This is a genomic window from Aestuariibaculum suncheonense (assembly GCF_014596935.1).
In the GTDB taxonomy this organism is placed as follows: Bacteria; Bacteroidota; Bacteroidia; order Flavobacteriales; family Flavobacteriaceae; genus Aestuariibaculum; species Aestuariibaculum suncheonense.
In genome coordinates this window covers 1,388,346-1,402,262 of record NZ_JACVXC010000001.1, presented here as the reverse complement: position 1 = coordinate 1,402,262, position 13,917 = coordinate 1,388,346, and the positions used below count along the sequence as shown (strand labels likewise).

Sequence of the window (13,917 nt, the reverse complement as noted above, 5' to 3'; positions counted from 1 at the left end):
AATATTATTTAACAACTAATTGGAATCTCTAGTACTCAAAATGGTTTATTCTCTTAGTCAATACTAACCGTTTCCAGTTAGCATCTTACGCTGTCAATTCAATATGTTTATGAACTTATTTCTCTTCTATCCTTAACTCGTTTCCTCGTTAAGCGGGTGCAAATATAAAACCCATTTTTTTACCTCACAACTGTTTTGATACTTTTTTTTGAAAAATTTTCGAAGCTTTAAATCTTCGCTTTCTTCAACTATATCAACACTTTTACAAGAACCTCGCTACTCATAACACTCGCTATTTTTGCGGCTGCAAACATACAACCTTTTTTGATTCTAACAACATGTTTCTAAAGTTTTTTTTGAAGTTTTTTATTTGACTTGAAAATCAATTTTTTAAACCTCTGCATCATCACCTTTATAAGAACTTCCCTCAGCAGCTTCGCCGCTAACGGGCTGCAAATATACTCCCCTTTTCCTTTACCAAACAAACTTTTTATCGCATTTTTTTATTCTTTTTTTAATCTATCCTAAATATCAATTAGTTACATGAAGAATATTTTTGAATTTGTTAAATGACGAATGGGTATTGAGTACTCCTGTGGGAGTTTTTAATGCCAAAACAGAACTTTACTATATATAATGGATGCTAATCATAATACTCTTTATTATATTAGGTATATATACAATGCATAGATGATACTATCATATAATATATCTTAAACAAATACTATTATATTGTATATCACAATATACAATAGCGACTCTGCGTTAGGGATGGTAACGGTATCATTTTATGATTATCCTATGCTTTCCCTTTTATAATTAGATATTAATAAAAACTACATACTATACAATTATCTATAGTAGCATAAAAAGACACCGAGGACAGCCCAACCCGAAGGGGCACGTCCCGTTCTATTTTATTAAAATTATACCTACTTATATATTGTGTGTGTTTTATTATCCTATTATCTTTGCAATCGAATTTAAATTATTTTATGATACATATAACATTGCCCGACGGAAGTGTAAGATCGTTTGAAGCGAACATTACACCTATGGAAGTCGCTAAAAGCATTAGTGAAGGATTTGCCCGAAACGTAATTTCGGCTAGTTTTAATGGTACAACAGTTGAAACGGTAACCCCTTTAACCTCCGACGGCTCTCTAGTGTTATATACATGGAATGATAAAGCTGGTAAAACGGCATTCTGGCATTCATCAGCTCACGTATTGGCACAGGCGATTGAAGAATTATATCCAGGATCTAAACTAACTATAGGTCCTGCTATTGATAATGGATTCTATTACGATGTTGATTTTGGTGAGCATACCGTTTCGGAAAAGGATTTTAAATCTATCGAAAACAAAATGCTTGAAATAGCCAGAGGAAAACACGATTTTAAAATGCGTTCGGCAACAAAAGCTGAAGCCTTGGCTTTATATGAAAACAATCCGTTTAAAACAGAATTGATTGAAAACCTTGAGGACGGAACTATTACCTTCTGCAACCATTCTACATTTACAGATTTATGTCGTGGAGGCCATATCCCGAATACAGGCATTATAAAAGCTGTAAAAATATTAAGTGTTGCTGGTGCTTATTGGAGAGGTGACGAAAACAAACCACAGCTAACGCGCGTTTATGGTATTTCGTTTCCAAAACAAAAGGAACTTACTGAATATTTAGAATTATTAGAAGAAGCTAAAAAACGTGACCATAGAAAACTTGGTAAAGAATTAGAATTGTTCACATTCTCTCCTCGCGTTGGTCAAGGTTTGCCATTGTGGTTACCAAAAGGTGCTGCTTTACGTGAACGCTTAGAGAATTTCCTTAAAACAGCACAAAAGAAAGCCGGATATGAAATGGTAGTTACACCACATATCGGTCAAAAAGAATTATACGAAACGTCTGGTCACTATGCTAAATATGGTGCCGATAGTTTTCAACCTATACACACGCCTAAAGAAGGTGAAGAATTTTTATTAAAACCAATGAACTGTCCTCACCACTGTGAGATTTACAACAACAGCCAATGGTCTTATAAAGATTTACCTAAGCGTTATGCTGAATTTGGTACGGTTTACCGTTATGAGCAAAGTGGCGAATTACACGGTTTAACACGTGTAAGAGGATTTACTCAGGATGATGCTCACTTATTCTGTACACCAGACCAGTTAGATGCCGAGTTCAAAAATGTTATCGATTTAGTACTTTATGTATTCGGTTCTTTAGGATTTGAAAACTTTACCGCACAAGTATCTGTAAGGGATCCTGAAAATCCCGACAAATACATAGGTAGCGTTGAAAACTGGGAAAAGGCAGAGCAAGCTATCATAAATGCAGCTCAAGACAAAGGTCTTAATTACGTTATCGAAACCGGCGAAGCTGCCTTCTACGGACCTAAGCTTGACTTTATGGTAAAAGATGCCCTTGGTCGCCAATGGCAGTTAGGAACGATTCAGGTAGATTACAACTTACCAGAGCGTTTCAACTTAACCTATAAAGGCAGTGATAACGAATTACACCGTCCGGTCATGATTCACCGTGCGCCTTTTGGTAGTATGGAACGTTTTATCGCCATTTTATTAGAGCATACGGCCGGAAATTTCCCGCTATGGTTAATGCCTACTCAGGCTATTATCCTGTCAATTAGTGAGAAATATGAAAAATACGCCGAAAAAGTTTTAAATTTGCTAGAAAATGACGAAATTCGCGCCCTTGTAGACCACAGGAATGAAACTATCGGGAAAAAGATTCGGGAAGCCGAAATGCAAAAGCACCCGTATATGATTATTATTGGGGAGCAAGAAGAAAAAGAAAACAAAATTACTGTGCGTCAGCATGGTGGTGCAGATTTAGGAATGATCTCTATAGAAGAGTTTTCTGAAATCATAAAAAAAGAAATAAGCAAAACGCTAAAACCGTTTTAAAAATAAAGTTTAACTAAAAATTTAAGAGCCATAGCAATTAGAAGAAAATCACAGCCCAAACCAAGGGTTTCTCAAGAGGACAAACACAGAATTAACTCTAGAATTACCGTGCCTAACGTTCGCCTTGTTGGTGAAAACGTTGAAGTTGGAATTTACTCTACCAGAGACGCTTTAAAAATAGCGGAAGAACAAGAGTTCGATTTAGTAGAGATTTCTCCGAATGCTGACCCTCCTGTTTGTAAGGTCATGGACTATAAGAAGTTCCTTTACGAGCAAAAGAAACGTGATAAAGCTATTAAAGCTAAGGCTACTAAGGTAGTTATAAAAGAAATTCGTTTTGGTCCGCAAACAGATGATCACGATTACGAGTTTAAAAGAAAGCATGCCGAGAAGTTCTTAAAAGAAGGAGCTAAATTAAAAGCCTTCGTATTCTTTAAAGGACGTTCTATCATCTTCAAAGAACAAGGTCAGATTTTATTGCTTCGTTTAGCACAAGACCTTGAAGAATTTGGTAAAGTAGAGCAAATGCCTAAATTAGAAGGTAAGCGTATGACCATGTTTATTGCTCCTAAAAAATAATTAGAGCAATTTCAAAAGAACACTAAGACACTAAAAGCAATTTTAGTTCGAAACAATAATTAAGCGAAATAATTAAAACCTAGGAAAAGAAGATGCCTAAAATGAAAACTAAATCTAGTGCCAAAAAACGTTTCAAGTTAACTGGTACTGGTAAGATTAAAAGAAAACACGCTTTTAAAAGTCACATCTTAACTAAGAAGTCTAAAAAGCGTAAGTTAGCTTTAACTCATGACACTTTAGTAGATAAAGCGGATGAGAACAATGTTAAAACCATGTTACGTTTAAAGTAATTACCGTTTTAACCGGTTAAATAAATTATAAACCCTGGAGTTAGGCCAAAATTAAAAAGAGTAGACTATTCTACCGCCTACTACAAAAAACATTTAAAATTATGCCAAGATCAGTAAATTCTGTAGCAAAAAGAGCCAGAAGAAAAAAGGTTCTAAAACAAGCTAAAGGTTACTTCGGACGTCGTAAAAACGTTTGGACAGTAGCTAAAAATGCGGTTGAAAAAGCGATGCAATACTCGTACAGAGACCGTAGAAACAAAAAGAGAACATTCCGTGCATTATGGATTACGCGTATTAACGCTGGAGCCAGATTACATGGTTTATCTTATTCTCAATTTATGGGAAAATTAAAAGCTAACGATATCGAATTAAACCGTAAGGTTTTAGCTGATTTAGCTATGAATAACCCAGAGGCTTTTAAAGCTGTAGTAGAGAAAGTAAAATAAGGCGTTCCGCCTATTGTAAAACATATTATATTCGCTTAATAAAAAATCCGATTCTCACGAATCGGATTTTTTTTATATCCCAAAGGCAGTAATTACCAATTGACGCTCTCCGCCATAATCGCGGTGTTCGCATAAATAAATACCCTGCCAGATTCCTAAATTCAATTTTCCATTAGTAATAGGAATTTGAACAGACGCCCCTAATACCGATGCTTTAATATGTGCCGGCATATCGTCGGCCCCTTCATAAGTGTGTTTATAGTATGGCGCATTTTCAGGAATCATGATATTGAAATGGCGTTCAAAATCACCTCGAACCGTATAATCGGCATTTTCATTAATCGTTAAACTTGCCGATGTATGTTTGATAAATACCTGTAATTGTCCGCCTTTAATCTCTTTAATTTCAGGTATGGCTTTTAATATTGTATCTGTTATTATATGAAATCCTCTTGGATAAGATTTCAACCGTATTTCTTTTTGAAAGACTTTCATCTGTAAGGCATTTTAATAAATCTCTAAATTAAATCTTTAATTTAGAACAAAAACTATTTTTTATTTATAAAGACGCAACCATATACGTTCCTTATCAAGTTGTACGCTTAATAGCATAACGAATCGGAAACAAAATTACCTAACGTAATTGGTATTGAATGGCACCTTAATAGTGTATTTGGAGGGAAATCAGGAACCACGAACACCTTTGAACCCGATGAAATTATATGGGTGTTTGATGAAGAATTCGGAGCTTTGACCATAACCAATACCAACGATGATGCTATTATTGAAGACGGTTTGGATAGCTGCGTTTACAATTTTAGTATCCAAGAGGAAGATTCATACCAGTTTATTTTTATTGATAATAACGAATTTGGGAACTTTATCATTAACGGCAGCGACAACGAAATGGTTATCGACCAAAACATCACACTTAGTGGAAAAGTCAACGACGGCTATATTTACACCTTCAAACGTATGACTATTTATGAAGAATAAAATAAACATCCATATTTATAAAAGCAAAAATCTGACTTATCAATCAAGTTTTTTGCTTTTTCTTCCGAGCCGCTGGAAATAAAATATTATTTAAAATCAAACGATATCCTGGTGAATTAGGATGCAGGTCTAATTCGGTTTTAGCATCACCTACACGATGTTGATAATCTTCAGGATCGTGACCTCCATAAAAGGTAAAAAATCCCTTTCCTTTAATACCATGAATATATTTGGCTTCACCGTTGGTTTTCGTTTCCCCCATAACCAATACATTTGACTTGATTTCATCGCTAGTAAACGATGTGGTTTGTCCCATAAATCCTTTTACCAAAGCTGTATGATTTTGACATAACATGGTTGGAATCGGGTCCCATTTTGCAGAAAATTCCATTAGTGAAAAATAATCTGTAGTCTTATGAATCATGCGCTTTCTGGTCATATCAATTGATGAAAATTCATAAACATTAGGATTACGCTCCAAAACGAAATTGGTAAACGCAAAGGTTTTATTATAGTCAATTTTATTCTGATAACCGGCATCGGTGGCATCGCCATCAAACATAGGCTCACAAATATCAATGCCTTCGGCAGCTAAAGCAATATCAAAACTATCTGTTGCGCTACACATAGCAAACATAAATCCGCCGCCAATAACATAATCTCTGATTTTTAAGGCTACAGCTAATTTTTCATCAGAAACTTTATTGTATCCAAGTTTTGAAGCCAGTGCTTCAGCTTCTTTCTTTTCTTCAATATACCAAGACGCCGATTTATAAGCTCCGTAGAACTTTCCATATTGTCCGGTAAAATCCTCATGATGCAGGTGTAACCAATCAAATGCCAGTAAACCATCATTTAAAACTTCTTCATCATAAACGGTTTCATAAGGGATTTCGGCATACTGTAATACCATGGTTACCGCGTCATCCCAAGGCAATTTACCTTTAGGTGTATACACCGCAACTTTAGGCGCTTTTTCTAACACTACGGCTTCCATATTCTGGCTTGGACTGCTAATTTCCTGCAAAATACTTTCAGTTTTAGCATCAGATAGCACTTCAAACGATATGCCTCTTATTTGACATTCACGCTGAATAGCCTCGGTATCAGGTAATAAAAATGAACCTCCTCGGTAATTAAGTAACCACTTAACTTTTTGTTCTTTAGTAAGAATCCAATAAGTTAAACCGTAAGCCTTTAAATGGTTTTTCTGGCCCTCTGCATCCATAGGAATAAGAATGTATGACGCATAGGTTTGTAAACCCAGACAAATAAAGAGAAATGTAAACAGTATCTTTTTCAAAAGTCAGTTAAAATTTAAACAACGAAAATAAACACAAGACATTAAATTCGTGTGTTTATTTTCACTTTATTTTAATCTTAAAGATACTTAAAAAATTATTGGAACGGCTGTTTTCATCGGAAGATTAGCTATTAAAATGGCACTTCGTCATCATCGTCGTCATTAAACGAACTACCAAAAGCCTGATCTGGACTAGCTGTAAAATTGCTTGAGCTAAATGTATCTTCTCCTGATCCGCCATTATTCATTTTTGAATGAAATTCAAAAGGCGAGTCAAAATCATCTAAATTATCGAACTTACCTAAGTGTCCTAAGAACTTTAATCGAATATTCTCTAAACCACCATTACGGTGCTTTGCAATTATAAACTCGGCCTGTCCTTCGGTTGGAGAACGTTCTTCATCATCCCACTCGTCAATTTTGTAATATTCCGGACGGTAAATGAAACTTACAATATCGGCATCCTGCTCAATCGCACCAGACTCACGTAAATCGGACAGTAACGGACGCTTACTTCCTCCACGGGTCTCTACCGCACGTGATAACTGAGACAGCGCAATTACAGGTACCATGAGCTCTTTTGCCAAGGCTTTTAAGTTTCGGGAAATCATCGAAATCTCCTGCTCACGGTTTCCTGCATGAGCACTACCACCTGTCATTAATTGCAAGTAATCGATCATGATTAATTTGATACCATGTTGTGACGATAAACGACGCGCTTTCGCTCTTAAATCAAAAATCGATAACGATGGTGTGTCGTCTATATAAAGTGGCGCTTTTTCTAAGTCTTTTACTTTTACGTTAAGCTGTTCCCACTCGTGTTTTTCTAACTTACCAGTTCTTAATTTTTCAGAAGACAATCCGGTTTCACTGGAAATAAGACGCGTAATTAACTGCACCGATGCCATCTCTAAAGAGAAAAACGCTACTGGAATATTTTGATCTACAGCAATATTTCGCGCCATAGATAAGGTTAAAGCCGTTTTACCCATACCCGGACGTGCCGCAACAATAATTAAATCCGATGGTTGCCAACCCGAGGTTAATTTATCAAGCTTGGTAAATCCGGTTGGAATACCACTTAACCCTTCTTTATTAGAAATCTCTTCAATTTTCTTCTTCGCCTGAATAACTAAATCTTGTGCAGACTCACTGGATTTCTTGATATTTCCTTGAGTAACTTCGTATAATTTGGCTTCGGCATTATCTAATAAATCGAAAACATCCTTCGTTTCATCGTATGAATCTTCTATAATTTCGTTTGAAATTTTAATCAGACTACGTTGAATAAATTTCTGTAAAATAATACGCGCATGGAACTCGATATGTGCCGAAGAAGACACCTTTTGAGTTAAAGAAATTAAATAGAAATCACCACCTGCCTGTTCTAACTTTCCATTTTTCTTTAACTGTGTTGAAACGGTTAATAAGTCAATAGGCTCACTGTTTTCGAACAACTGAAATATCGCCGAAAAAATATGCTGATGAGATTCTTTGTAGAACGCTTCTGCACTTAAAATATCAATAACTTCGTCAACCCCTTTTTTATCAATCATCATTGCTCCCAACACAACTTCTTCTAAATCAATAGCTTGAGGAGGTATTTTTCCTTTTTCTAGGCTGATTAACGTACTCTTGTCTACTCTATATCCTTTAATTTGGTCGGGTTGTTTCATGTCTACGAATGTAACTAAAATGAATCTTTAATCGAACAGAAAATCCATTCTGATTGTTAACCATTAGTTAACAATCTAACTGTTAATAACTTATAAAAATTGTCAATAACCACAAAAAAAATCTGAAGTTTGACACTTCAGATTTTTATTTATGTAGATTTTACAAGGTCTAATCTTTAAATACTCCCATGTTGGAATATTTATCCATACGCTTAGAAACTAATTCTTCTGGTGATAAGTTTTTAAGGTCTTCGTAAACTTTAACGATAGTATTACTAACAGTTGTAAAAGTCTTTTCTCTATCTCTGTGAGCACCACCTAGAGGCTCTTTAATAATTTCATCAACTAACTTTAATTTCTTCATATCGCTAGCTGTTAACTTTAAGGCTTCGGCTGCTTGCTCCTTATATTCCCAGCTACGCCATAAAATAGACGAACAGGATTCTGGCGATATTACAGAATACCAGGTGTTTTCCAACATTAAAACAACATCTCCAACACCAATACCTAAAGCTCCACCAGAAGCACCCTCACCAATTACAATTGTAATTACAGGCACTTTTAAGCGCGTCATTTCAAGAATATTTCTAGCTATTGCTTCTCCTTGTCCACGTTCTTCGGCTTCTAAACCAGGATAAGCTCCAGGTGTATCTAATAAGGTTACTACAGGAATTCCGAATTTTTCGGCTGACTTCATTAAACGAAGTGCTTTACGGTAACCTTCAGGGTTTGCCATTCCGAAGTTTCTATACTGACGAGTCTTAGTGTTGTATCCTTTCTGCTGACCAATGAACATATAACTCTGGTCACCAATTTTACCTAGACCACCAATCATCGCTTTGTCATCTTTAAAACTTCTGTCTCCGTGAAGCTCTAAAAACGTATCACCACAAATGGCTTTAATATAATCTAAAGTGTATGGTCTGTTTGGGTGACGTGATAACTGAACACGCTGCCATGGTGTTAAGTTTTTATAAATCTCTTTTTGAGTTTCCTTTAATTTACTTTCGATGTTTTTACAGGTTTCTGTAACATCTACTTCGCTTTCTTCTCCAATGATTCTACATTTTTGAAGTTGCTCTTCTAATTCTTTTATAGGGAGTTCAAATTCTAAATATTCCATAAGAATTTTTTATTATGGCTGTTTATTTATTTTAGCCTACAAACCTACATATTTTTTCATTTTAAACTAAGAAAAAACATGAATTATTGGTTCTCGTTAATTACAATGCAAAATTAGACAATATCTAATAAACTACGAAAGTTTTATCACTTTAGCTTGAATACTTTAAGACAAAAACAGGATTTGAAACCAAAAAGAATCTTAACGTTTTGCCTTTTGCAATAAGAAAATCGACAGAATTCCAAATACCACATTAGGGAACCATGCGGCAACAATTGGTGAAAAATCGGATTGCTCTGCCATAACTCCAAAAATCTTGTCGAAAAAGACGAAAACCATCGCAATACAAATACCTATTGCTAGATTAACACCCATACCTCCACGACGTTTCATAGAAGATACGGCGACCGCAATAATAGTTAAAATGAATACTGAAACCGGTAGACTCCACTTTTTATAAAGCACCAATTTAAAACGCCCTACATTTGAAGAACCTCTCGCCTCTTCTTTCGCTATAAATCGTTTTAATTCGCCATAAGGTTTTACTTCAGCTGCATAAACCTCTGGAGTTAAATCTTCCACCTTGAAAGAAAACAAGGTATCCTTTTTTCTTTCAATCTCTTCTAATATATCATCATTTTCTCCAATAATACGCTTTACATAATTCACCAACCTGTAAGTCGTATCTTCTTCAATATATCTGATGCTGTTAGCCGTTATTTTATAAGTCAATTTATTATTTTCGAAATGCTCCAAGGTAAAATTGCTTCCGTTTTTATTTTTAACATCGAAGCTACTGACATAGATGATTTCATTGTCGTTAATTTGTCGAAACAAATCAACATTGGCGCCTTCATAAGCACTTCTACCTTTTTTAAAGTATTTATATGAAAAGTCGTTAAAACCCTGACTCGCCTTTGGGGCTAAATATAATCCTAATACAATAGACAAAACACCTACGATGGTAGCGCCAATCATATACGGACGCAAAAATCTATAAAACGATACTCCTGAACTTAAAAAGGCTATCACCTCTGTATTATTAGCCAGCTTTGAAGTAAACCAGATAACAGACAGGAATAAAAACAGTGGAAATAACAAGTGAGCAAAATAGATGGTAAAATCTAAAAAGTACAAAAGCACTTCTCCAATTGGCACTTCATTCTCTAAAATTTTTCCAATTTTTTCAGCTAAATGCACAGTTATACCAATGGGTATAAACAGCAAAAGCATCATAAAAAAAGTAAACAAATAACGTTTTAAAATGTACCAATCTAATATTTTCACACGCTTAAGTTATTAAGTCTGTATTTCAGGTTTTAATGTTTAGAAGCCTTGTTTTATTACAAACGCTTATCCATTTGTTTAACCATCTGGTCTTTCCATGTTCTAAAATCTCCTGCTAATATATGCTTTCTAGCTTCACGCACCAACCATAAATAAAATCCTAAATTGTGAATGGTTGCTATTTGTGCACCAAGCCTTTCATTAACCGTAAAAAGGTGCCTTAAATAAGCTTTAGAATAATCTGTATCAACAAATGTTATACCCATTTCATCGATTGGTGAAAAATCGGCTTCCCATTTTTTGTTTTTAATATTTATGGTACCATGAGCGGTAAACAACATTCCGTTTCTGGCATTACGCGTCGGCATCACACAGTCGAACATATCTATACCTAACGCTATATTTTCTAAAATATTGATTGGTGTACCAACTCCCATTAAATAACGTGGTTTATCTTCCGGAAGGATTTCGGTAACAACTTCGGTCATCGCGTACATTTCTTCAGCAGGTTCTCCTACCGAAAGTCCGCCAATGGCATTACCAACAGCTCCTGCATTCGCAATATATTCTGCTGATTGACGACGTAAATCTTTATATGTACTTCCCTGAACAATTGGGAAAAATGCCTGATCATAACCGTATTTTAATGGTGTTTTTTCTAAATGGTTAATACAACGATCTAACCAGCGGTGTGTCATATGCATCGAGCGTTTGGCATAGTTGTAATCACAAGGATACGGCGTACACTCGTCGAAAGCCATGATGATATCAGCTCCAATAGCACGCTGAATTTCCATTACATTTTCTGGTGTAAACGTATGATAACTTCCGTCGATATGCGATTTAAATTTCACACCTTCCTCTTTAATTTTTCTGTTAGAAGACAATGAGTACACCTGATACCCGCCAGAATCGGTTAAAATATTTCGATCCCAATTCATAAACTTATGTAAGCCACCAGCCTGTTCTAAAATATGCGTTTGCGGACGTAAGTATAAATGGTAAGTGTTTCCTAAAATAATATCAGGATTTATATCATTTTTCAACTCACGCTGATGCACACCTTTTACCGAGGCTACTGTACCCACAGGCATGAAAATTGGAGTTTCTATAACCCCATGATCAGTTGTTATTTTACCTGCTCTCGCTTGACTTTGCGGATCTTTTGCTTTTAATTCGAATTGCATATGCCTAATTATTCTTCCGTTGGCAAACCTACATATTTTTTTAGTTTTAAATTGTACTTTTCACTTGCTTTTATGATTTACCAGATATTATTTAAAGCTCACTCTAAAAGCAATCATTACTCTAAAAACTCCTTGTAAACCTAGTCCATATTTGCATTTAATTTAAAAATTCTTAAACTTTTATGCACTTTTGGCTCGTATATTGATACCAAAGCGATAATATAAAACACGTATTTTCGTTTTTAAATTATTATGAACCCCTAAAAAACTATTTATGAAAAAGAACCTGTTTTTTTTATTACTATTAACTTTTATGTCCTTCACCTCTTTTGCGCAATCTATTCCAGGTTTTGGTATTAAAGGAGGATTAAACTACAATGCCAATGGCAATTATTTTGAATCGATAAGCGACAATTACCAACATCCCGACAGAAATGTAGGATATCACATTGGTTTGTTTGGTAAAATTGGAAATCAAATTTATTTTAAACCCGAAGTGGTTTATACCAGCACTAAAAGTGACTACAACGACGATAGCTTTAAAATGCAAAAATTAGACGTACCATTATTGGTTGGTATTAAAGTTATTGGCCCCCTTAATGTATTTGCTGGACCTGCCTTTCAATACATTTTAGATACCGAATTTGAAAACATTACCATTGACGACGTTGACAAAGATTTAAGTGTTGGGCTAAACTTTGGGGTTGGTATAAATTTCAATAAAATTGGTATCGACTTAAGATACGAACGTGGTTTTAGTGAAAATGAAGCTACCTTCCTGGATAACAACGGTATTAACACCAACCGAATTGACACTCGACCAGATCAGTTGATTTTGAGTTTATCGTTATTGATTTAATTTGAAAATTCTATAGAATACAAAAAGCCTCGCAATTTGCGAGGCTTTTTGTTGTTTGCCGCTTTATAGTTACAAGCTATAATCTGTTTTAATATCCGATTCTAAATAATCTGGAATATCATTATTGTTGGTATCGTAAAATTTTACGATAGTTCCCACATATTTACCTTCACTATTCTTTCCTATATAGTTTAAAAGTACTTCGTCGGCATCTAAAACTGTTCCTTTTACCAGCGCAATATCTGCATCTTCTACAGTTCTAATTGAAATTTCGTTTTTCGTTAACACGCCATCGCCATCATCGTCAGTATCAATATAATCATAACGTTGATACAAATATCCGTAAGTATCCCGATAAGTATCTTCATCTGTATTCTCCGTTAACCCTTCCAAATATGTTGGAATTCCATCTGCGTCATGATCGTTTTGAGCCATATCTAATAATTCAAACTTAAACACCAATGGCGAATAGGCTGCAATACCTCCGGTTGCACTAGAAAAATAAGCTAACCCAGACGGTAAAAACATAACACCTACTCCCGAATTATTATAACTTACCGTGCCATCTCCGTTATCACTATAACTTTCAGATGTATTATACTTAGGAATTACACAGCGCCATCCGGGGATTAAATTTATTAAATCTAAAGGGTTGCTATCTGGGTAGTACTTACTATCAAAAACAATATCCTTTAAAGTAAATCCTTCATATAACACTTGAATATCATCGGCAACCGTTGGTGAATTATACCCGCCACCTTGATTTATTTTTAATACATAATATTGATAATCGGTATCTGCATATGTCGTATCGATTGGAGCTCCTACGGCAGTTTCTAACAATTCATATCCTTCTGGTACAGTTTGATCTCCTGTAATTTCAATAATTTTAACATCATTGATCCCTACATTTGCTAAAGCTTCAACTTCAGCTTTGTTATAGTAATGACTTTGTAAATACTTCTGTAAAGAATCCATGTCTGCTAACTGTTGTTCTGCACGGTCTCTTGGAGGTGTCACAGTTACATCTGCATCATCATCCTTTTTACAAGACACAAAACCTATAGCCAAACACAAGGCTAGCACACTTAAACTTTTAAATTTCATGCAACAATATTTTTTATTTCTTTGGGTATCTTCAACATTAGCTTTTTAATCGTTAAAAGCATTGCTTTTTATTGCACCAATGTCTTAATATTCTTTATTTTTGAGGTCGCAAGATACAATTTTAATATAATCTT

13 protein-coding genes are annotated in these 13,917 nt (G+C 35.0%); 6 read left to right on the top strand and 7 right to left on the bottom strand.

Going from position 1 to position 13,917, the window contains the following annotated elements; genetic code table 11:
• The first annotated feature begins 995 nt into the window (after positions 1–995).
• The 4 genes from thrS (at position 996) to rplT (ending at position 4,245) form a co-directional block, all read left to right on the top strand.
• Positions 996–2,930: a threonine--tRNA ligase gene (gene thrS / locus ICJ84_RS05875; RefSeq protein WP_188215401.1), complete on the top strand. Its 1,935-nt coding sequence runs from the start codon at positions 996–998 to the stop codon at positions 2,928–2,930.
• A 30-nt stretch (positions 2,931–2,960) separates the two neighbouring features.
• Positions 2,961–3,509: a translation initiation factor IF-3 gene (gene infC, locus ICJ84_RS05870; protein WP_394367619.1), complete on the top strand. Its 549-nt coding sequence runs from the start codon at positions 2,961–2,963 to the stop codon at positions 3,507–3,509.
• A gap of 92 nt (positions 3,510–3,601) precedes the next feature.
• Complete coding sequence (gene rpmI, locus ICJ84_RS05865; RefSeq protein ID WP_027138918.1) at positions 3,602–3,799, top strand: 50S ribosomal protein L35; 198 nt, start codon at positions 3,602–3,604, stop codon at positions 3,797–3,799.
• Between the two features lie 101 nt (positions 3,800–3,900).
• The gene (gene rplT, locus ICJ84_RS05860) at positions 3,901–4,245 is read left to right on the top strand and encodes a 50S ribosomal protein L20 (RefSeq protein ID WP_188215400.1); all 345 of its coding nucleotides are present in this window, start codon (positions 3,901–3,903) and stop codon (positions 4,243–4,245) included.
• A 72-nt stretch (positions 4,246–4,317) separates the two neighbouring features.
• Here the strand turns inward: rplT and ICJ84_RS05855 are convergent, their stop codons facing one another.
• Positions 4,318–4,740, bottom strand: coding sequence for a secondary thiamine-phosphate synthase enzyme YjbQ (locus ICJ84_RS05855; protein ID WP_188215399.1), 423 nt, complete (start codon positions 4,738–4,740; stop codon positions 4,318–4,320).
• A gap of 231 nt (positions 4,741–4,971) precedes the next feature.
• Here ICJ84_RS05855 and ICJ84_RS05850 point away from each other — a divergent pair, with 231 nt between their 5' ends.
• Positions 4,972–5,241, top strand: coding sequence for a hypothetical protein (locus ICJ84_RS05850; RefSeq protein WP_188215398.1), 270 nt, complete (start codon positions 4,972–4,974; stop codon positions 5,239–5,241).
• Between the two features lie 43 nt (positions 5,242–5,284).
• On the opposite strand, the gene ICJ84_RS05845 is transcribed toward ICJ84_RS05850, so the two are convergent.
• The 5 genes from ICJ84_RS05845 to tgt all read right to left on the bottom strand — a co-directional run bounded on the left by ICJ84_RS05845 (position 5,285) and on the right by tgt (position 11,817).
• A complete protein-coding gene (locus tag ICJ84_RS05845) occupies positions 5,285–6,469 on the bottom strand; it encodes an asparagine synthetase B (protein ID WP_188215451.1) in 1,185 nt (394 codons plus the stop codon).
• A 206-nt stretch (positions 6,470–6,675) separates the two neighbouring features.
• On the bottom strand, positions 6,676–8,220 hold the full coding sequence (dnaB, locus tag ICJ84_RS05840; protein WP_188215397.1) for a replicative DNA helicase: 1,545 nt from the start codon (positions 8,218–8,220) through the stop codon (positions 6,676–6,678).
• A 169-nt stretch (positions 8,221–8,389) separates the two neighbouring features.
• Entirely contained in the window at positions 8,390–9,343 is a 954-nt protein-coding gene (locus tag ICJ84_RS05835; protein ID WP_188215396.1) for an acetyl-CoA carboxylase carboxyltransferase subunit alpha, read from the bottom strand.
• 201 nt (positions 9,344–9,544) lie between these two features.
• Complete coding sequence (locus tag ICJ84_RS05830) at positions 9,545–10,630, bottom strand: LptF/LptG family permease (protein ID WP_188215395.1); 1,086 nt, start codon at positions 10,628–10,630, stop codon at positions 9,545–9,547.
• A 56-nt stretch (positions 10,631–10,686) separates the two neighbouring features.
• The gene (gene tgt, locus ICJ84_RS05825) at positions 10,687–11,817 is read right to left on the bottom strand and encodes a tRNA guanosine(34) transglycosylase Tgt (RefSeq protein ID WP_188215394.1); all 1,131 of its coding nucleotides are present in this window, start codon (positions 11,815–11,817) and stop codon (positions 10,687–10,689) included.
• A 274-nt stretch (positions 11,818–12,091) separates the two neighbouring features.
• Here tgt and ICJ84_RS05820 point away from each other — a divergent pair, with 274 nt between their 5' ends.
• Positions 12,092–12,676, top strand: a complete 585-nt coding sequence (locus tag ICJ84_RS05820; RefSeq protein WP_188215393.1) for an outer membrane beta-barrel protein — start codon at positions 12,092–12,094, stop codon at positions 12,674–12,676.
• Between the two features lie 69 nt (positions 12,677–12,745).
• On the opposite strand, the gene ICJ84_RS05815 is transcribed toward ICJ84_RS05820, so the two are convergent.
• Positions 12,746–13,783 carry an FKBP-type peptidyl-prolyl cis-trans isomerase gene (locus ICJ84_RS05815; protein WP_188215392.1) on the bottom strand — a complete coding sequence of 346 codons (1,038 nt, stop codon included), beginning with the start codon at positions 13,781–13,783 and terminating at the stop codon, positions 12,746–12,748.
• Positions 13,784–13,917 lie beyond the last annotated feature (134 nt).